Here is a 17,995-nt window from a genome sequence, read left to right on the forward strand (position 1 = left end):
TGCAGAATTGAGTTGGTAATGACAGAGGCGCCAAACCGGGTCGCGGGGGAGGCGCGAACCGCCGTGAGGAGCAAACACAGAAATGAGCGTGGAGCTAAAGCTGGATGCCGCAGTGCGCACGGATCAGGGTAAAAGTGCGAGCCGCCGCCTGCGCCGGGCGAAGAAATTGCCGGCCATTCTCTATGGGGCCAAAAAGGACGCGATTGCCTTGGCGCTGGATGAAGAGCAGGTCATGGGGCTGATGCGGGACGAGACTTTTTTCTCACAGATCATCGACGTCAATATCGGTGATACTACGGAGCGTGCGATTCTGAAGGATCTGCAACGCCACCCCGTCAAGCCGCTCGTGGTCTTGCACATGGATCTGCAGCGCGTTACGGCAGGGCAAAAGCTACGCCAGCGCGTACCGCTGCACTTCATCAACGAAGAAAAAGCGGTGGGCGTAAAACAGGGCGGTACCTTGCACCATGATCTTCTCGACGTCGAGATCGAATGTCTTCCCAGACATCTGCCGGCGTACATCGAAGTCGATATTGCCACCTTAGGCTTGGATGAGGCGTATCATCTCTCCGATCTCAAGCTGCCGAAGGGTGTGGTGTTGACGGCCCTTGGGGATGATCCGGACCACGACACTAGTGTGGTCAGCATTTACACTCCGCGCAAGCCGACCGAGGAAGAGCCTGGCGAGGGTGAGCAAGCCGCCACTGTGCCGACCATCGGGGCTGAGGCCGAGCCCGACCAAGAGGAAGTCGACGAGCAGTCGAGCGCGAAGACGCAAGGCTAGCCACTGCGAGGTTGACGGAAGAGAACATCGGTTGTGGCAGATGTCGAACCCGGGGTGAGGCTCCTCATCGGGCTGGGGAATCCGGGCCCGCGCTATTCCAGAACCCGTCATAACGCAGGCTTTTGGCTACTGGATGAAATACTCCGGCGGTTTGGTGGGTCATTTAGCACGCAGCGGAAGTTTCAAGGCGATGTCGGCCGGGTTCGCATCGGCAATATCGAGTGCCATCTGCTCAAGCCGATGACTTATATGAATCACAGCGGCCTCGCGATCGGACAGTTCGTGCGTTACTACCGATTGGAGCCGCGGAGCATCTTGGTCGCCTACGATGACATCGATCTGCTACCCGGCGTCACACGCTTGAAGCAAGGTGGTGGGCACGGCGGCCACAATGGACTGCGGGATACGGCCAACGCGCTTGGAACACGGGATTTCAACCGTTTGCGGATCGGGGTCGGGCATCCGGGACACCGTGACGATGTGATCGGCTATGTCCTGTCGGCGCCCAGCCGGGAAGAGCAGGAGGCGATCGAGGCCGGGATCACGGACGCCTGCGGGATACTGCCGCTGGTGGTGGAAGGCGATTGGGGGCGGGCCTTTCAGCGCCTGCATTCAGTGGCGCACACGCCAAAGGTTTCTTAGCTATGCGAGCAGGCCGAGATGGGCTTTAATTGCGGAATTGTCGGTCTGCCCAACGTCGGCAAGTCGACTTTGTTCAACGCGCTTACCCGCAACCAGGTGGCGGCGGAGAATTACCCTTTTTGCACGATCGATCCGCACGTGGGCACCGTGCCGGTGCCGGATCCGCGCCTGGCGCAACTTGCCGAGATCGTGCAGCCGCAGAAAATCGTGCCGACGGTGATGGAGTTCGTCGATATCGCGGGCTTGGTTGCAGGCGCCTCCAAAGGGGAAGGGCTCGGTAATCGATTCCTCGCTCATATCCGTGAGACCGATGCCGTTGCTCACGTTGTGCGCTGCTTCGAGGATGTGGATATACACCATGTCTGCGGGCGGATCGATCCGGCCGCAGACATCGAAACCCTGCAGACGGAGCTGATACTGGCGGATTTGGAAAGCGTAGCCAAGGCGCTCGATCGCTACCAACGCCGGGCTAAAGCCAATGATAAACAGGCCATTGCCTACCGTGACTGGCTCGGGCAAATTGCGGAAGCTTTGAATGAGGGTACGCCCGTACGTGCTCAGAACCTGGGTGAGGCGGTGCAGCCACTGCTCCAAGAGTTGCACCTGCTGACCGCCAAGCCGGTGTTGTACATCGCCAACGTCACAGAGGACGGTTTCGTCGATAACCCTCGTCTCGATGCCGTGCGCCGCATCGCCGCGCAGGAGAACGCCGCCGTCACGCCGGTTTGTGCCGCCATAGAGGCGGAACTCGCCCAACTCGATGATCGGGAGCGAGCGGGATTTTTGGCCGAATATGGTCTTGAGGAGCCAGGGCTCGATCGCGTCATCCGAGCGGGTTACCGTCTCCTGGGGTTGCAAACCTTCTTTACGGCCGGTCCCAAGGAAGTCCGGGCCTGGACCGTCAAAACGGGGGCGAGCGCGCCACAGGCGGCCGGTCGCATCCATACCGATTTCGAGCGCGGCTTTATCCGCGCCGAGGTCATTGGCTTCGACGACTTCATCCGTTGCAGAGGTGAGCAAGGCGCCAAAGAGACGGGTCGGATGCGCCTAGAGGGTAAGGAATATCTGGTCCAGGAAGGCGATGTCATTCACTTCCGATTCAATGTCTGATACACCAGTGTTACCGCTTCGGCGAAGACAGCGCAATCATCGCAGTGCTCGACAATGCGGCTGGGCAAGTCAGTCTTGACAGCACAACGGGTCATCCGGAGAATCCCTCGTTTACCTGCCGAAATACATGGCTACGTAGCTCAGCTGGTTAGAGCACCACACTCATAATGTGGGAGTCGGTGGTTCGAATCCACCCGTAGCCACCAAATCACTGTTTCATGAAGCGCTAACCCGTCCTAAGGCTCTTGTCTGGGCGGGTTTTTTATGTCTACTGTCTCCTATACAGTCCCATACCGTTTTATAAAATACCGCCATTATTGACGGTACATATGGCCCGACTTTGACAGTGCCTACGCACATGATCCCATATTTTATAGGTACAACAATAGCTTATGGGCGCTGCTAAAAACACCCATGTACGCAGGTCGTCGGGCGAGGTCGAGCAGCGGTGCCGGGGCTTTGATCTTTAGTGCTTTCAGTCTCTTAGCGGCGGCTTAGGCAGGCTCTGTGACCTGCCAGACGGTGCCGTTGGGGCTCGACAATTGCGCGAGTTTTATCTGCTTGAGATCATCGCGGATATTGCGCCAGGTATCCGCGCAGGCCAGCTCCGCGGCTCGCTCGAGCCGCAACGCCAGCACTGTCAGCGCCACCTGAGCGTGGATGCGGTGGACCGCCCAGTGGGAGACCGGGCGCATGCGCAGGCCGCTCTTGAGCGCCCGCCAGGCCTCCTCGACGCGTTGGAGCTGCTTGTAGCCCAAGGCATCCAGGCGGTGGCCATGGATATGTGGCAGCCCTTCGCACAAGCCGTGGCCGAGGGCCTACCCGCGGCCGCCATCGTCTTCGATCGCTTCCACGTGGTGCAGCAGTATTCCAAGGCCATCGACTCGGTGCGGCGCTCGGAATTCAAGCGGGCCAATAAAGCCGACAGGGGGCTGTTGGCCGGCAGCCGCTACTTGCTGCTCAAAAACGCCGAGCGCTTGAATGACAAGCAAACCACCCGCCTGGAGGAGCTGCTGGCGGCCAATGCAAACCTCACCGCTGTCTACAGTCTCAAAGAGCAGCTCCAGCAACTCTGGGTGCAATCGGGTAGCGTCACGACGATGAGCCAGCGCTTGGAGGCGTGGTGCGCGTTGGCCGAGACCACCGGACTCACGCCCATGAAGCGCTTTGCGGCGATGCTGCACCGCCACCGCGACGGCATTTGTAACTACGCCGACCATCCGATCACCACCGCCCGGCTCGAGAGCGGTAACGTGGCCATCGGGCTGATCCGAAAACGCGCCCGCGTCCTGCTCGATACGGCGTACTTCAAACTCAAAATCCGCCAGTGTGCCACACCCGAACTCCCCCTCGGCCTGTACGCTCTGACCGGATGACTGGCTCAAACCATGTCACAAGAGCCAAATTCTCAACGGCTGCTTCTGGCCGGTGAGCGACCGTCGCAGGGACGGTGCTCACCGGCTCCGACGGCTAGACTTCCGTCTGCTCAGCTATCTCGAGGGCGTCATCAACCTCGATCCCCAGATGCCGGATTGTGCTCTCCAGCTTCGTGTGGCCAAGCAGGAGTTGCACGGCTCGGAGGTTCCGCGTTCGGCGGTAGATCAGGGTCGCCTTGGTACGGCGTAACGAGTGCGTGCCGTATGCGGCCGGATCCAGCCCTATTTGTGCCATCCAGGACTCCACGAGTCTCGCATACTGCCGTATCGAGATGTGAGGCGAGCGAGTCATTCGACTCGGGAACAGGAACCGATCCGCGCTCAAATGTGCTTCAGCGATCCAGGCGCTGACGGCCTCGCGCGTCTGGTCACTCTGTTCGAACTGCACCGGCCGTTGCGTCTTCGACTGCATCACGATTGCCCGCCGAGCGACCTGCGTGCCGCGCTGCACATCGCGGACGCGGAGTCGTGCCAGATCACAGCCCCGGAGCTTGCTGTCGATGGCCAGGTTGAATAGCGCAAGCTCGCGAGTTCGATGCGCCAGTTGCAGGCGCGCGCGGAGCGCCCAGATCTCCCTCACCTTCAGGGGCGGCTTCTGGCCAATGATTTTGCCCTTGTTCCACGGCACCGCCGGCGTAGCATTGCTATGCGCGTACATGGTCTGATTCCTCATCAACGGGGAGGAAAGCAGATTGTCCAGTGGCTGCGGACACCCCGCGCGTGCTGGTGGCGCTGGTGATTTTGTCGGCGACAGCGGGTCAGTCGATATTCCGCCTGGCAAGGAAATAATCCATTGGATTAGCCACCAAGGCTATGGCGGCCATTACCGAAGACCAGGAGTTCATCTGCCGGGCGGAGAACCTGCTGCGCAGCCAAGAGCGTCGGGACCTCATGGATTATCTCGTCGTGCACCCGAAGCCGCTCTTATGCTTGTTGGAATGTTCTTTTCGGACTATCAGCCGATTAAGCTGCCCAAGGTCTACCTGAGCTGCCGGGTCGGACGCCGCAATGCGCTATGGGAGCAAAGTGCTCGTCGATCAACGGGGTTGGCTATGGGTGTCGTCTACGTGTTTGGCAGGCGGCACGTCCTCGGCGTTGTCAGGTTACACTGACGAAACGAACCCGCCGACAAACCCTTAGGCATATGGCACGGATACTCGACATCCGGTTGGCGGTATCCGCCGACGCGACCGCGATAGCGACCATGTCGCGCGACCTCATCGAGACCGGTCTCGACTGGTCGTGGACGCGTGAGCGGGTGGCCCGCGCCCTCGCTCGTAAAGACACGATCGGGGCAGCCGGATACCTCGGCCTGACGATGACGGGGTTTGCCCTCATGCGTTTCGGTTACGAGGAGGCCAATCTGGATCTTTTGGCTGTCCGCCCGCCTTGGCGCCGTAGGGGCATCGGCCGGGCGCTGGTACAGTGGCTGGAGGAGTCGGCCCTGGTCGCCGGCATCGGGATCGTTCGGATTCAGGTGCGCGCCGATCAGCCGGCCGCGCTGGCATTCTACCGGTCCCTCGGCTACCGGTCCTGGAGGAAGGTGGCTGGCTATTACGGAAAGCGACAAACCGCGCTATATATGGCGCATGATCTCTGGTGCCCGCCGGTCCTGGACAGCCTTCGCTGAGCACCGTCACGCGTATGGATCTATGAAAAGCCCTCGCCTCGGGAGTACAGATCGCGCTGCCGACGCAACGTAGCGAAGTCCCGTCAAATCCCGGAGCCGACCCGACGCCGCCGATCGACGATGCCAAAGCCGTGCGACCAGAGTGCCGCGCGCAGCGCGCGCTCGCACGCGGCCTCGCTGCCGTAGCGCTGCTGGAACTCGAGCAGCGCCAGCCCGCGCTGTAGCTGGATGGGGTTCATCGCCATGACTAACCTCCCTCAAGCGACATTTCAGCTAGGCCAATGTCTCATCGGCCACGGCCTTTCTGAAAAACGACGCCAATCAGGTTGCATGAAGGGCGCGGAGCGCAGGAAGGGATCTTGGCGGAGCTGAAGTCGCACCACATGGACTATGTGCCCGTGACCACGTTGCATGGCAATCAGATCTATTTGCTCGCCCGTATGTTGGCGCACAACCTTGGCCGCGGATTGCAGATGATCGCCCACCCGCGGCAATGTAAGTTCACCGCCAAATGCACGGCATTATGGGCTTTTGAAGGACTCGGCACCCTCCAGAGTAAGCTCATACAGCGCGCCGATCGGTTGCTGCGCCCCGCCGGCAAGCTCATCCTATCAATGAATTCGAACGAAACTGTCGAAAGGGAGCTTTCGCATTACCTCGATGCGCTCAAGGCCACTGCCTAAATCGTTGACGTTTATGCAACGCTGGGGTTAATGGAACGTGTGCGGCACCGACAAGCTAAACACCGGAATCTCGGCATCAAAGTGTACGCCGTCATCAGCGAGCATTTGATAGCTACCACGCATGCTGCCGAACTCGGTGTCCAAGAAGGTGCCGCTGGTGTACTGAAAACATTCGCCAGGGCCTAAATGCGGTTGCTCGCCGACTACGCCTTCGCCATGCACTTCCTGCACCTCGCCGTTGGCGTTGCTGATGATCCAGTGCCGGGTTAGCAATTTCGCGGCGATAGCGCCTTCGTTACGGATTGTCACAGTGTAAGCAAAGGCGTACCTGTTTCGGTCAGGTACCGATTCTTCCTCGACGTAAACCGACTCAACCTCGACACGGATGAAGTATGGATTATCTTCGTAAGTTACCATGGCGGCATTTCACCGTGTTGCCCTATTGTCTGCAAGAGTTTGCCGAATGACAGCCAATCCGGCTAGAAGTAGTAGTGGTTGACCATGGCTGTGGAAGACTCGAGCCAGGGGTAATGCGCTCCGTTTGCGGGTCGTGGCGGCGCTGGGTGCGCACGATCCTTGCCTTTTCCTGGGCTTTGCCGATGAACAGCACGCCCTCGTTTGCCGAGCACGCCTTCAGATAGCGCTGGGCGCGGTCGTCCTTGCGCTCGCCGCGCTCGAAGGTGATGAGATCGATGCCTTCCTCAAGGGCAAAGCGTTCCATGGCCGCGACGAAGCGCCGGGTCATCGGTGCCATGCCGACGAGCACGTTCGCTTCTATGTGTACTGCAATTCGCCTGGCGTAGATCCGAACTCGGACCCACGAACTCGCTTCACGCTTGGGCACGAAGCGGGACACTACTTCATGGGTGAGCACCTGGACAGCGCCGTGCTGATCCTTTGGAAGGACGGTGAGCTTGAATGGTGGCGGCCGTTGCGAACGTGGGGATTTGAACGTGCACGAAGTAGTGTTGCATCCATATCTGAGCTCGTATTTGATTCGGCAACCGAGAAGTTCATAAACGGCACCACTGATCCGAGCGATGGAGTTCACGCGGGGGGCCACGGCGGCATTTTGGATAAAAAAGGGGTGCCCGCCTGGCATCACCGTAACCAAATCCTCATCGAAGAGGTTATGTCACTGGGGAGATACGGTTACCTGACGCTGCTTTATCCCGACTCCAGCAGTCCATGCCTGTAGTGAGCGCTATTAGACGAGCGGGTTTTATGGTTTCCCTTGAACGTGAATGTCCGCTCCTGGCCGAATCCCGCCGCCAAGTGACAAGGAGGAACTGAAGGCTAGGCGCCATCCTTACCCGGCCAGGTGATTGACGCGGCGGTTTTTTGCCAAAGCAGGCATCGGTTGTTGGCCGGCATGGCGATATCGTCGATCAGGCGTAGTCCGGCGGCCCGCGCCAGCCGATCCACGGCGCTGCGGTCGCGGATGCCCATGTCTCCAGGCTGGCTGCGCAGCGTGGCGTCGAAACGGGCGTTGCTGTCGCTCGTCGGCCGGCCGTCGTAGTGGAACGGGCCGTAGATGATCAGCTTGCCATCGACCGGCAATACCGTGGGGAGAGCGGCGAAGAACGCCTCCACTTCGCGCCAGCCCATGATGTGCAGCGTATTGGCGGAAAACACGGCATCGAACTGCGTCTCCGGCCAATCTCCCGTAACGTCGAGGGTCAGCGGCGGCAGCACGTTAGCCAGCGCAGCCTCGTCCAGCCATGCACGGATACCGGCATGGTAGGACTCCAGGTCCGAGGTCTGCCAGGTCAGATGCGGCAGTGCGGCGCCGAAATACACGGCGTGCTGGCCGGTGCCGCTGCCGATTTCCAGAACCCGTGATCGGTCGGCGAAATGGCGTTGCAGGACGGCCAGAATGGGCTCGCGGTTGCGCTCACAGGCGGGAGAATGAGGTTTGTATTTCATATCAAAGGATACTGGCTCATCCGTTCTACAGTGGGTTCCGCGGCCAATATAGCGCTCGGACAGTTCACGGGCCAAGCTGTACCAGGCTGTGTTGACGAACGAGTCGGCCCACGAGGCTTCACGGGCAGTCGGTTTCGCCGCCGCGTAATGCAGCGTTGCGCGGGGTCGACCAGACACGGCTATCGGCTATCATCGGTATAGTTCTTGATCAGGCCTGAGGAAAGTATGTCGGCAAAGCGATTGACGGCGGAGCATAAGGCCTTTTTGGTGCAAGCTCTGGCGCAGTTCGAGACACCCGAAGAAGCGGCGGCAGCGCTCAAGGGCGAATACGGCGCTGCGATTTCCCCCCAGGGCGCGGAGGTTTACGATCCAACCAAGCGCGCCGGCAGGCAGCTGAGTCAGCGCTGGTACGAACTGTTCTATGAGACACGGCGACGTTTCCTGGAGCGCATCGAGGCCATCCCCGAGGCCAACAAGGCGGTGCGCATCCGCCAGTTGGCGCACGCCTCTCGGGCGTTCAAGGCCAAGGGCAACTACCGTGACATGGCGGGTGGCTCGGGTTGGCAAAATTTATTTTTATGTGCCATATGTTGAACACTTGTGGCATTTTTTGGAAACAATGGCAAGTTCTAAGTCGAGTAATGAAGTTCAGATGGGTGCCCAGGGGCGGCTGGTGATTCCGGCGCGGCTGCGCAAGGCATTGAATCTGAAGCCCGGCGACCGGCTGGTGGCACGCCAGGTCGGCGACAGTCTGGTGCTGGAGCGACGTGAGGCGATTGAGAAACGGCTGTGGGCAATGTTTTCCCATATTCCAAAAGAGGTGAGTTTGGTCGATGAGTTGATTGCGGAACGGCGAGCCGAGGCCCGGCGCGAAGACGTGGAATGAGGCGGGTATTGGATGCCTCGGCGGTGCTCGTATACCTCCATCAGGAGTCGGGCTGGGAGGTGGTCCAGTCGAGCATTGAGTTGGCTTTTATCAGTGCGGTTAACTGGAGTGAGGTGGCGCAGAAGACCGTTCAAAAAGGCCTTAATGCCGAGGTTGTGCGCGCGCTGTTGGCGGGGGTCGGTCTGGAAATCGTGCCATTTTTGGCCGCCCAGGCCGAAACCGCCGCCCAACTGTGGGAGGAGACACACCGACACGGTTTGTCGTTGGCGGATCGCGCCTGTCTGGCGCTAGCGATCGATAGACAGGCGGTGGTCCTAACCGCTGACCGAGCGTGGATGGATTTGGCGTTGAGGATCGAGATTCAATCGCTGCGTTGAGGTGGCGGGGGGTGCCGAAGCACGCTTCAGGAGCTGCCATCTTGCCGCGTGGCTTGGCCTTCACACTCAAAGGAGAACAGCTTTCAGGCTGCAACGATGTTAGGCGTCGTCTATTCCTGCGTCTATTTGTCACACTCACAAGCAGTGTTTTATATGTCACTTCTATTAAAATATTCGCGACTTGCGGAGTATTGTAAGAATTGAAGCAAGCAGCAAGGAGGCTGTGATGTTCGCCATTCGGAAAAAGGAGATCAAAACGGCGGTAGCCGGAGCGTGCGTGCTTGCCTCGGGTGGCGGTGGCTCTTACCAAGTCGCATGCGAGATCGTCGAGCAAGGCGTTCCCGATGACGCAAGGGTCACGCTGGTCGGACTCGACGAGCTGTCGAGTCAGCCCGCCGGGTGGCTGGTAGCTTCGGCCAACATGGGGGCGCCCGACGCCTTGTTCAAAACCGCTAACCCCCATGCGCCGGCCCATGCCATCCAGGCGATGGAGGCGACGCTGCAAGGGATGGGCACGGTAAGTTCGCGTTTTGCGCGTTTCCCGGCGCGGGGTTTCTCTTGGGTGCTGCCCATCGAGGTGGGTGCCATCAATACCGCCTCCCCCTTGAGCATTGCCGCCCAGCTCGGGCCGAGCCGCGCGAGCGGTCTGCCGATCATCGACGCGGACGCCGCCGGGCGCTCGATCCCGACCTTGAGTCTCACCGTGTTCGCCGCCAACGGCATTGCGATTTCCCCAGCGGTGGTTGCCAGTGAAGGCCTACATCCGGGGGCATGGCGCTCCGTAACGAGGCGTTACAACAGCGGCGTGATCTGGGTGGACGACGAGATGGCCGCCGAGGATGCAATCATCGGTTTGGTCAACACCACCCCGTTCGGCGGCATTGCCGGGCTGGCGATTTACCCTATGACGGTCCTCGAGCTGCTCGACCGTACGCCGCCGGTAGCCGGAACGCTAAGTCTCGCTTTAGAGATCGGCCAAGTGCTCGAGTCCTGCTGCGGCGTGGAGCGCGCCGAGCGCGTAGCGTCTTGCATTCGGCAGGCCGGGCGTGCGAGCGAGGTGATCTGGCACGGTCGGGTCCGCGAGGTGATCCAGGCGGAGGGTGGTGTAGACGTGGGGCGTATTGTGCTGGAAGACGCTACGGGTTCGGAGGTTCTGTTTACTATCTATAACGAGAACGAGAATGTGTATGCCATGCGCAGTGATCGGGATACGCCCTGTGTCCTCGGCCCGGATTCCATCTGCTATGTCACTGCGGGCGACGACCCCCTTGCCATCGACAACAGCGACCTCAACCGCTGGTACGAGAAAGCGCCGGATACGCGCCTAGAGCTCTTCGTCCTGGCGGTGCAGGCGGCTCCCGAGATGCGTAATTCCGTCATCATCGACAACTTCGCAGCCGTGAATCGCTCCTTGGGCTACGGTGGTGCCTACCGACCTTGGTCACCACCGATTTCTGCGGGCTGATCGATATGCGAATCCACTCAAGGACATGGCTCTTCGGTTTGACTGGAGCGGCCTTGTTGTTTGCCGCTTTTTGGCAGGCCGGGTTCGATGTTCAGGCCGCCGTGGTGATTGCCGCCATGGGCGGAGGTGCGCTGGGCGGCCTGATCGCGGAGTCCCGCTGCTCACTCGGCAGGCCGGAGTCGGGTCAGTATCGATTTATGGTAGAGCGCGCGGAGGAGGGCATCGCGATTCTCCAGGACGGCCGGATCGTGTTCGCCAACCCCAGTCTCGGCGCAATTTTAAGATGCCGACAGCAGCAGCTGCTCGGTCAGCCCTTCGAGCGCTATGTGCCTGCGAGTCAACGTGGGCGGGTGCGCGCGATTCATCGGCGGCAGATCGACGGCGAAGCGGCGTCCCATTGCTATGAAATGGAGCTGCTGCACGCAGATGGCTGCGAGATCTCGGTGCAGGTGCGCAGCCACGTCGAGGACCAGGGTGGTCAAGTGTTGCAGTTCGTGTTTGTTCGCGATATCAGCGTGCAACGTGCTGCCGCAGAGCAGGTCCGTGCGCTCAACGAGTATATGGACAGCATCATCGACAACGCCGACATTTGGCTCAACACGTTGGACAAAGAGGGGCGCATTGTCATCTGGAACAAGGCGGCGGAGCGGATCAGCGGTTATCGGCGTGACGAGGTCCAAGGGCGCACGGATATTTGGAGCTGGCTGTACCCGGACGAGGCGTATCGTGATTGGATCTTCTCTCACGCCATGGACATACTCGAACGCGGCACGGTGGCTTTCGATCTGGAGACTACCATCCGGACCAAGGACAGTCGGCAGATCATACTGAGCTGGCGGTCGCGGATGCTTACCAATACGGCCGGCGAGACGGTAGGGTCGATTGCGGTGGCTCGGGACGTGACGCTGGAGCGCCGTGCCGAGGAGGCGCTGCAACTGCACGCTTCGGTGTTCGAAACGGCCGAGCCGTTGGCTATCGCCAACCGCGAGCGCGTATTTTTGCGGGTCAACCATGCTTTCACGCGCATGTTTGGCTACCCAGCGGAGGAGATCACTGGCCGTACCCTGCTCGAATTGCAGCCCGACCAGAGTCCCGAGGACTTATTCGCAAGGCTATGGGGGGAGTTGGAGGCAACCGATCAGTGGTCCGGGGAGCTCTGGGAGCGGCGCAGGGACGGCACTCTCATACCGGTCCGCTTGACCATGAGCACGGTGCGGGACGGGGAAGGCACCATCACCCACTATGTGGCCCACTGGCAGGACATCTCCGAGCGCAAAACGTTCGAGGCCCAGATTCAGTGCCAAGCCCTCTATGATCCGTTGACCGGATTGCCCAATCGACGTCTGGCAAACAGCCGGTTGGAGCAGGAGTTGGGTCGGGCGCAGCGATTAACCGGCTTCGGTGCGCTGCTGTTTCTGGATTTGGATCGATTCAAGCAGATCAATGACGCCCATGGCCATGCCATCGGAGATGCCTTGCTGGCGAGCATTGCCCAGCGGCTGCAAAACCTCCTGCGTATCGAAGACATGGTCGCCCGCCTTGGTGGTGATGAGTTCGTCGTGCTGTTGGGCAGCGAGCCTGGTACCCGGGATGAAGCAGCCGCCCGTGCCCATCGAGTCGGCGAAAAGATTCTGGCTGCAATACGCGAGCCGATCGCCATCGACGCGTACGAGCTGAGCGTCTCCGCCAGCGTGGGGATCGCGCTGTATCCTGATGTGGATATGAATGCCGCCGACCTGTTGCAGAGGGCTGACAGTGCCATGTACCGCGCCAAAGAGGATGGGCGTAACACGATCCACTTCTTCGCCGAGACAAGCCGAACGGAGCTCGAATACCGTCAGAGTCGATTTTGTGAACACCACCCGTCCGTCGATGATGAGCAGCTGCTGCTGAGCTATCAGCCAATCGCCGATATCCGCGGCCGGCTCGCGAGTATCGAGGCGTTAGTGCGCTGGCAATCGTCCGAGCGAGGGCTGTGCTTGCCGACGCGGTTTCTCACGGTGGTGGAAGAGACCGGTTTGACCGCGGCTGTCGAATGTTGGGCACTCAGCGCAATCTGCCGTAAGCTGGCCGCCTGGCAATCTGTGGGTGTCTTCCCGAACTGGCTGCGCTTAGCCGTGAATATCAGCCCCCAGCTGCTGACCTTGCATGATTTCCCACGGCATCTGCGGCGGATACTCCGGGATTCCGGGGTGCAGCCGCAGGCTCTGGTATTGGAAATCACGGAAGCGGCCCTGTGCAACGACATGCAGCAACTGGCGGGCGCCATGCGGGCGACCCGGGGATGGGGTATCGGGTTCTCGGTGGACGAATTCGGTATTGGGCATACCTCCCTTGCCCAACTCGAGCTGCTGCCGATCGATACCGTCAAAATCGCCCAGACTCTCGTTGCCGAGGTTCCAGGAGATGCTGCCAAAGCCCGTGCCCTCGAGACGGCGCTGCGCATGGCAGGCCGCCTTGGGGTTGACGTGGCTGCCGAGGGCATCGATACCCACGAGCAGTTCGACTGCCTTCGTTCTGGCGGCTGTCGCCTTTTCCAGGGCAGTTGCGTCAGCGCGCCGCTGACCGAGGAGGCGCTAATCGCGCTGCTGCGTACCGATCGCATCGAGGTTCATTGACGAAATGCGCTGAAGCGCGTCGGCGTTGAAGCAATGAGCCTTCGATCGCTATCGGCATTTCAGCGGGCACTTTAAGCTGCATGGCCCTCCCAACGCGCCAGCAGATGGTTCGACCCAAGCAAATCCAGTCGTGAATCGGTGGCTGGCCGCAGCCTATTTGGCCCACCCTGCTAAAGAACACTTCCTATCGGTCGTTATCCCACTCGAGCGCATGCAGCGCAATGATCGAATCCCTTCTGGGCGGTTGGCCGGCTGATCTTCGCGCCATGGGTTGGGAGTCGTCTGAGTAGCTGGTGTGGACGTGGAAATGCCAACCTCAGCTAAGACCAGAAGCCAAGATAAGGGGGTTGCGGTCATTACCTTGTTGCCGGAACAGGCTATCCACGGTGTCAGACTCTTACATGCCGAACTCTGCGTTGTCTTGAACAGCGCGGCCCGCGGGCGGCTTGCGGCGGTTGAGCTCGTGTATGTCGATACGGCGACGCTGCAACTGCTTTGCGCGTTCATGCTGGAGAGCCGGCAACGCGGGGTCGAGGTGGAGTGGGATACCCCTTCAGAGGCACTGTCGTCGGCGGCCCGGTTGCTGGGAATCAGCGGGATGTTGGCTGCTGGAGTAGCGCGTGTCGTTCGCTGGGTGCAAGTCGCAGGTGGAGGCTATGGCACGTATTTTAGCAGTGGACGATTCAGCCTCGATTCGTGCCATGGTAGCCATGACGCTGCGTGGGGCTGGACACGAAGTCATGATGGCGTGCGATGGATTGACGGCGCTCGAGCTGGCTAAGCAGAGCTGGGATCTGGCGTTGGCGGACGTAAATATGCCGAACATGGACGGTATTACATTGATCCGGGAACTGCGCGCTAGGCCCGAGGGTCGCTTCATGCCAATACTGATGCTGACCACGGAGACGTCCGTGGAGCGTAAACGAGCGGGACGCGAGGCGGGGGCTACGGGTTGGGTCGTCAAGCCTTTCGACCCCGATCAGCTCGTAGCAACCATCGAGCGGGTAATCGGATTGGCGCCATGAGTCTCGATTGCCTTGATCGAGACGGCCGACGCCAGCACGCGCATCGAGCAGCGGCAATTTGGCGATTCAAGCGCGATCGTCGGGCATTGGCCGAGTGGGTGGCTTCGCTGCGGCTCGATGAAATCGTGATGGAGAGCACCGGTATTTACTGGAAGAGCCCGTATGCGGTCCTGGAGGCGCTCGGCATTCGGGCGAAGGTGGCCAACGCACGGCATGTCAAGAACGTCCCGGGGCGCAAGACAGACGTGGGTGATGCGCAGTGGTTGGCGACGCTGGCGCGCGCCGGGTTGCTGCGCGGCTCGTTTGTGCCGCCCGCCAAGTTGCGCGAACTGCGCCTGATCGCCCGTCAACGCCAGAACCAGGTCGGTCAATTGGCCTCGGAGAAGAATCGGTTGCACAAGGCGCTCACCGACTGCGGCATCCGTCTGGGCGTCGTGGTCAGCGACCTGCATGGTCTCTCGGCGCGCGTCCGGCGTTGCCGCGGCGATTCCGCACGACTGACCGGCTGATGCCATCGGGGCATCAACCGGTGGTACGGAGGCAATCAAGGTCGTATTGGCGGTCAATACTACCGCCCGACGCACCGGCAATCGTCATCACCCAGCACATCCTGGCGGCGTTCAGCGCGCCTTTTGCGGCTCGGATGAACTTTGGCATTGGCTATGTCTGTTTGCCAGGCTGTGGATGGCCAGCAGATCCTCTCCGGCCACGCCTACATCGCCCCAGGCGACCAGCACTTGCTGTGTGCACCAAATCAGCCGGGATCGGCTCGCAATATGGCGGATATCACCCGCGCATCTGGCTGATCGCGCCCACGGCCGACTGATTCGATGATCCGAATGCCCTTACCCAGTGGGCCGCATGGGTTCTTGTCTGTTATGGTGGGCAGTAAAAGGCGACTCGATAAGGCACCATGCGCAGAGGATCGCGTTGGAAGGTGGCTGTGCTGCCGGGCGATGGCATTGGCCCCGAAGTGATGGCGGTGGCCGTCGAAGCACTGCAGGCATTGAGCGCGCAAGGCGAGCCGCAGTTGGAGCTGACCGAATTTCTCTGGCCTTCGCATGCCTGGCATCGCACCCATGGCGAGCTGTGGCCGGCCGGTTGGCACCAAACCCTAGCAGAATTTGACGCTATTTTGTTGGGGGCGCTGGGCGATCCGGGCCCGGCTGATGATGCACAACGCTATCGTCTGTCGGATGCCGTAGCACTGGCTCCGTTGCTGGAAATACGCAAGGGATTCGATCAATGGGCTTGCGAGCGCCCGGCATTGCATCTGCAAGGCGCGCCGCAATACTTGGCCGACCCCAGAGCTGATGCGATCGACGTGCTCGTGGTCCGTGAGAACAGCGAGGGCGAGTACGTCGGACAAGGTGGCCGGCTGGCTCCGGGCACGCCGCGGGAAGTGGCCACCCAGATCGAGGTCTTCACCCATGGTGGTGCGGCGCGCATCTTCCGGCATGCTTTCGAGCGGGCCCGCCAAAGGGCGGCGGAGCGTGCCGCCGGTCGGCGTCGCGACCGGGAATTTCCGCTGCCGGCTGGGGAGGTTGTCCACAGCGAGGTTTGCCTGATCACCAAGCGCAATGCGCTGCGCCACTGGGGAGAGATGTACTCGGAAGTATTCGCGACGGTGGCGCGCGACTACCCGGATGTAGCCACTCACCATGAGTTGGTTGATGCGGCCTGCATGAAATTCGTAACGGCGCCCTGGCGTTTTGATGTTGTCGTGGCAAGCAATCTGCATGGCGATATCCTTACCGATCTGGCCGCCGTGTTGGCGGGAGGGATGGGGGTGGCTCCCTCCTGCAATCTTAATCCGGCCGACCGCCGCCAGCCGCCCATGTTCGAGCCCACGCACGGTAGTGCACCCGATATCGCGGGTCGTAACCGGGCGGGGCCCCAAGCGATGCTGCTGACGGCCGCCATGATGCTCGACTGGATGGGCGAAGAGGATGCCCTTATGGCCGAGCAAGGCCGTAGACTGCGTGAAGCGGTGGCTATGGATTTGCGCGAGCATGGCCTGTGCCCTCGATCAACCAGCGAGGTGGGGGCGGCGGTAATCAGGCGGCTCGGCTGATTACACTAGGTTGGTTGCGATCCGAGGGAGGCGAAATATGAGCGAGCATACCGGTCGTCTGTCACCGCTGCTCACGCAATCCAGCGATATTCTGGCTGTTCGTGGTGAAGGTGCTTACCTCTATGATCAGCGCGGTGATCGATATCTGGATTTTAGCTCGGGAATCGGCGTCACCAGCACCGGGCATTGCCACCCAACGGTGGTCGAGGCCGCACAACGCCAGGCCGCGGAGCTGATCCACGGTCAGTACGCTATCGTCCGCCACCCCCGTATCCTCGAGCTCTCCGAACGGCTCGGCGAGCTTATGCCGGGACGGATCGATAGCTTCTTATATGCCAACGCGGGCACCGAAGCCATCGAGGCGGCACTGCGATTGTGCCGTCAGGCTACCGGCAGGCCCAATATGATCGTCTTTCGCGGTGGTTTCCACGGCAGGACGATGGGCGCTCTGTCGATGACCACCTCCAGCGCACCCATCCGTGCCGGCCTGCAACCGATGATGGGCGGCGTAGTCGTAGCCCCATTCCCCGACACCTATTGGTACGGTTGGGATGAGGAGACCACCAATCGGTTTTGCCTACGCGAGCTCGATCACATTCTCCAGACCTACAGCGTCCCCAAGGAAACGGCGGCGATGTTGGTCGAGCCGGTCCAAGGCGAGAGCGGCTACGTACCGGCGAACCGAGGGTTCATGCAGGGGCTGCGCGAGCGCTGTGATCATCACGGCATGCTCCTCGTTCTGGATGAAGTCCAGGCGGGCAATGGTCGAACGGGGCGCTACTGGGGCCATGAGCACTTCGATGTGATCCCGGATGTCGTGGTCACCGCCAAAGGGCTTGCCAGCGGTTTCCCGTTATCGGTGGTGGGCGCGTCGGCCGAGCTCATGAGTCGGGGCTGGCCTGGCTCCCAGGGTGGGACCTACGGGGGTAACGCCGTGGCTTGTGCGGCGGCGCTGGCGACGCTGGCGGTTATCCGCGAGGAAGGCTTGGTGGAGAACGCCCGCGAGCGCGGCGAGCAGCTGCGCCAGCACCTAACGGAACTCTCGAGGCGCTATCCTGAGATCGGCGATGTACGCGGCTTGGGCCTAATGCACGGTACCTACATGGTGGATGGCGAGGGTAAGCCCGACGGTGAGCGGGCTGCACGGCTGCTCAAGGCCGCTGAGCGGAGCGGGTTGCTGCTCATCCGCTGCGGTGCCTATGGTGGCCAGGTTGTTCGGTGGCTGCCGCCGCTCATCGTGACGGCGGATCAAATCGACTGGGCGGCCAAACAGTTCGAGGAGGCGCTCCAGCAAACTCGTTGAGCCCGAAGAATTGAGGCCGGCGCAACGCGGTTTTCG

Annotated in this window: 21 protein-coding genes, 1 tRNA gene and 2 pseudogenes; 18 read left to right on the top strand and 6 right to left on the bottom strand. The window is 60.9% G+C overall.

The window, feature by feature from the left end; translation table 11 throughout:
* The first annotated feature begins 82 nt into the window (after nt 1–82).
* The 4 genes from NB231_RS16290 to NB231_RS16305 all read left to right on the top strand — a co-directional run bounded on the left by NB231_RS16290 (nt 83) and on the right by NB231_RS16305 (nt 2,742).
* Nucleotides 83–784, top strand: coding sequence for a 50S ribosomal protein L25/general stress protein Ctc (locus tag NB231_RS16290; protein ID WP_005005101.1), 702 nt, complete (start codon nt 83–85; stop codon nt 782–784).
* 33 nt (nt 785–817) lie between these two features.
* Nucleotides 818–1,426, top strand: coding sequence for an aminoacyl-tRNA hydrolase (gene pth, locus NB231_RS16295; RefSeq protein ID WP_005005103.1), 609 nt, complete (start codon nt 818–820; stop codon nt 1,424–1,426).
* Between the two features lie 18 nt (nt 1,427–1,444).
* Entirely contained in the window at nt 1,445–2,536 is a 1,092-nt protein-coding gene (gene ychF, locus NB231_RS16300) for a redox-regulated ATPase YchF (protein WP_005005104.1), read from the top strand.
* 129 nt (nt 2,537–2,665) lie between these two features.
* Nucleotides 2,666–2,742, top strand: a tRNA-Met gene (locus NB231_RS16305).
* A gap of 288 nt (nt 2,743–3,030) precedes the next feature.
* Here NB231_RS16305 and NB231_RS16310 read toward each other — a convergent pair.
* Nucleotides 3,031–3,294, bottom strand: a complete 264-nt coding sequence (locus tag NB231_RS16310; RefSeq protein ID WP_005005111.1) for a hypothetical protein — start codon at nt 3,292–3,294, stop codon at nt 3,031–3,033.
* Between the two features lie 18 nt (nt 3,295–3,312).
* On the opposite strand from NB231_RS16310, the gene NB231_RS16315 reads away from it, so the two are divergent.
* On the top strand, nt 3,313–3,912 hold the full coding sequence (locus NB231_RS16315; protein WP_005005112.1) for a transposase: 600 nt from the start codon (nt 3,313–3,315) through the stop codon (nt 3,910–3,912).
* A 94-nt stretch (nt 3,913–4,006) separates the two neighbouring features.
* On the opposite strand, the gene NB231_RS16320 is transcribed toward NB231_RS16315, so the two are convergent.
* A complete protein-coding gene (locus NB231_RS16320; RefSeq protein WP_005005113.1) occupies nt 4,007–4,630 on the bottom strand; it encodes a tyrosine-type recombinase/integrase in 624 nt (207 codons plus the stop codon).
* A gap of 546 nt (nt 4,631–5,176) precedes the next feature.
* Between NB231_RS16320 and NB231_RS17180 the strand changes: the two genes are divergently transcribed.
* On the top strand, nt 5,177–5,602 hold the full coding sequence (locus NB231_RS17180) for a GNAT family N-acetyltransferase (protein WP_198007322.1): 426 nt from the start codon (nt 5,177–5,179) through the stop codon (nt 5,600–5,602).
* 83 nt (nt 5,603–5,685) lie between these two features.
* Here NB231_RS17180 and NB231_RS18870 read toward each other — a convergent pair whose 3' ends face one another.
* On the bottom strand, nt 5,686–5,847 hold the full coding sequence (locus NB231_RS18870) for a hypothetical protein (protein ID WP_005005115.1): 162 nt from the start codon (nt 5,845–5,847) through the stop codon (nt 5,686–5,688).
* Between the two features lie 114 nt (nt 5,848–5,961).
* Between NB231_RS18870 and NB231_RS16330 the strand changes: the two genes are divergently transcribed.
* Nucleotides 5,962–6,285, top strand: a complete 324-nt coding sequence (locus NB231_RS16330; RefSeq protein ID WP_156777056.1) for a hypothetical protein — start codon at nt 5,962–5,964, stop codon at nt 6,283–6,285.
* Between the two features lie 27 nt (nt 6,286–6,312).
* Here NB231_RS16330 and apaG read toward each other — a convergent pair whose 3' ends face one another.
* Both apaG and NB231_RS19950 read right to left on the bottom strand, forming a co-directional pair.
* Entirely contained in the window at nt 6,313–6,702 is a 390-nt protein-coding gene (apaG, locus tag NB231_RS16335) for a Co2+/Mg2+ efflux protein ApaG (protein ID WP_005005120.1), read from the bottom strand.
* A gap of 22 nt (nt 6,703–6,724) precedes the next feature.
* A complete protein-coding gene (locus NB231_RS19950) occupies nt 6,725–7,039 on the bottom strand; it encodes a hypothetical protein (RefSeq protein ID WP_232210504.1) in 315 nt (104 codons plus the stop codon).
* Between the two features lie 108 nt (nt 7,040–7,147).
* Between NB231_RS19950 and NB231_RS19955 the strand changes: the two genes are divergently transcribed.
* Nucleotides 7,148–7,483: a hypothetical protein gene (locus NB231_RS19955; RefSeq protein WP_232210505.1), complete on the top strand. Its 336-nt coding sequence runs from the start codon at nt 7,148–7,150 to the stop codon at nt 7,481–7,483.
* Between the two features lie 98 nt (nt 7,484–7,581).
* Here NB231_RS19955 and NB231_RS16345 read toward each other — a convergent pair whose 3' ends face one another.
* Nucleotides 7,582–8,211, bottom strand: a complete 630-nt coding sequence (locus NB231_RS16345) for a DUF938 domain-containing protein (RefSeq protein WP_005005128.1) — start codon at nt 8,209–8,211, stop codon at nt 7,582–7,584.
* A 225-nt stretch (nt 8,212–8,436) separates the two neighbouring features.
* Between NB231_RS16345 and NB231_RS16350 the strand changes: the two genes are divergently transcribed.
* The 10 genes and pseudogenes from NB231_RS16350 (at nt 8,437) to NB231_RS16390 (ending at nt 17,959) form a co-directional block, all read left to right on the top strand.
* A complete protein-coding gene (locus NB231_RS16350; protein ID WP_005005131.1) occupies nt 8,437–8,805 on the top strand; it encodes a DUF2280 domain-containing protein in 369 nt (122 codons plus the stop codon).
* 25 nt (nt 8,806–8,830) lie between these two features.
* The gene (locus tag NB231_RS16355; RefSeq protein WP_040662609.1) at nt 8,831–9,097 is read left to right on the top strand and encodes an AbrB/MazE/SpoVT family DNA-binding domain-containing protein; all 267 of its coding nucleotides are present in this window, start codon (nt 8,831–8,833) and stop codon (nt 9,095–9,097) included.
* The gene (locus NB231_RS16360) at nt 9,094–9,474 is read left to right on the top strand and encodes a type II toxin-antitoxin system VapC family toxin (RefSeq protein WP_005005133.1); all 381 of its coding nucleotides are present in this window, start codon (nt 9,094–9,096) and stop codon (nt 9,472–9,474) included. Before NB231_RS16355 ends, NB231_RS16360 begins: the two co-directional genes overlap by 4 nt.
* A gap of 226 nt (nt 9,475–9,700) precedes the next feature.
* Nucleotides 9,701–10,939 carry an S-methyl thiohydantoin desulfurase domain-containing protein gene (locus tag NB231_RS16365; protein ID WP_005005135.1) on the top strand — a complete coding sequence of 413 codons (1,239 nt, stop codon included), beginning with the start codon at nt 9,701–9,703 and terminating at the stop codon, nt 10,937–10,939.
* Entirely contained in the window at nt 10,912–13,557 is a 2,646-nt protein-coding gene (locus NB231_RS16370; protein WP_005005139.1) for a sensor domain-containing protein, read from the top strand. Before NB231_RS16365 ends, NB231_RS16370 begins: the two co-directional genes overlap by 28 nt.
* Nucleotides 13,558–14,213: 656 nt before the next feature.
* On the top strand, nt 14,214–14,582 hold the full coding sequence (locus tag NB231_RS16375) for a response regulator (protein ID WP_040664421.1): 369 nt from the start codon (nt 14,214–14,216) through the stop codon (nt 14,580–14,582).
* A gap of 42 nt (nt 14,583–14,624) precedes the next feature.
* A pseudogene (locus NB231_RS16380) lies at nt 14,625–15,049 on the top strand (IS110 family transposase); the annotation flags it as partial.
* Nucleotides 15,050–15,066: 17 nt separating this feature from the next.
* A pseudogene (locus tag NB231_RS18130) lies at nt 15,067–15,331 on the top strand (chemotaxis protein CheB); the annotation flags it as partial.
* Between the two features lie 164 nt (nt 15,332–15,495).
* A complete protein-coding gene (locus NB231_RS16385) occupies nt 15,496–16,656 on the top strand; it encodes an isocitrate/isopropylmalate dehydrogenase family protein (RefSeq protein ID WP_005005143.1) in 1,161 nt (386 codons plus the stop codon).
* 37 nt (nt 16,657–16,693) lie between these two features.
* Nucleotides 16,694–17,959 carry an aspartate aminotransferase family protein gene (locus tag NB231_RS16390; protein WP_005005149.1) on the top strand — a complete coding sequence of 422 codons (1,266 nt, stop codon included), beginning with the start codon at nt 16,694–16,696 and terminating at the stop codon, nt 17,957–17,959.
* Nucleotides 17,960–17,995 lie beyond the last annotated feature (36 nt).

It is taken from the genome of Nitrococcus mobilis Nb-231 (genome assembly GCF_000153205.1).
Classification (GTDB): Bacteria; Pseudomonadota; Gammaproteobacteria; order Nitrococcales; family Nitrococcaceae; genus Nitrococcus; species Nitrococcus mobilis.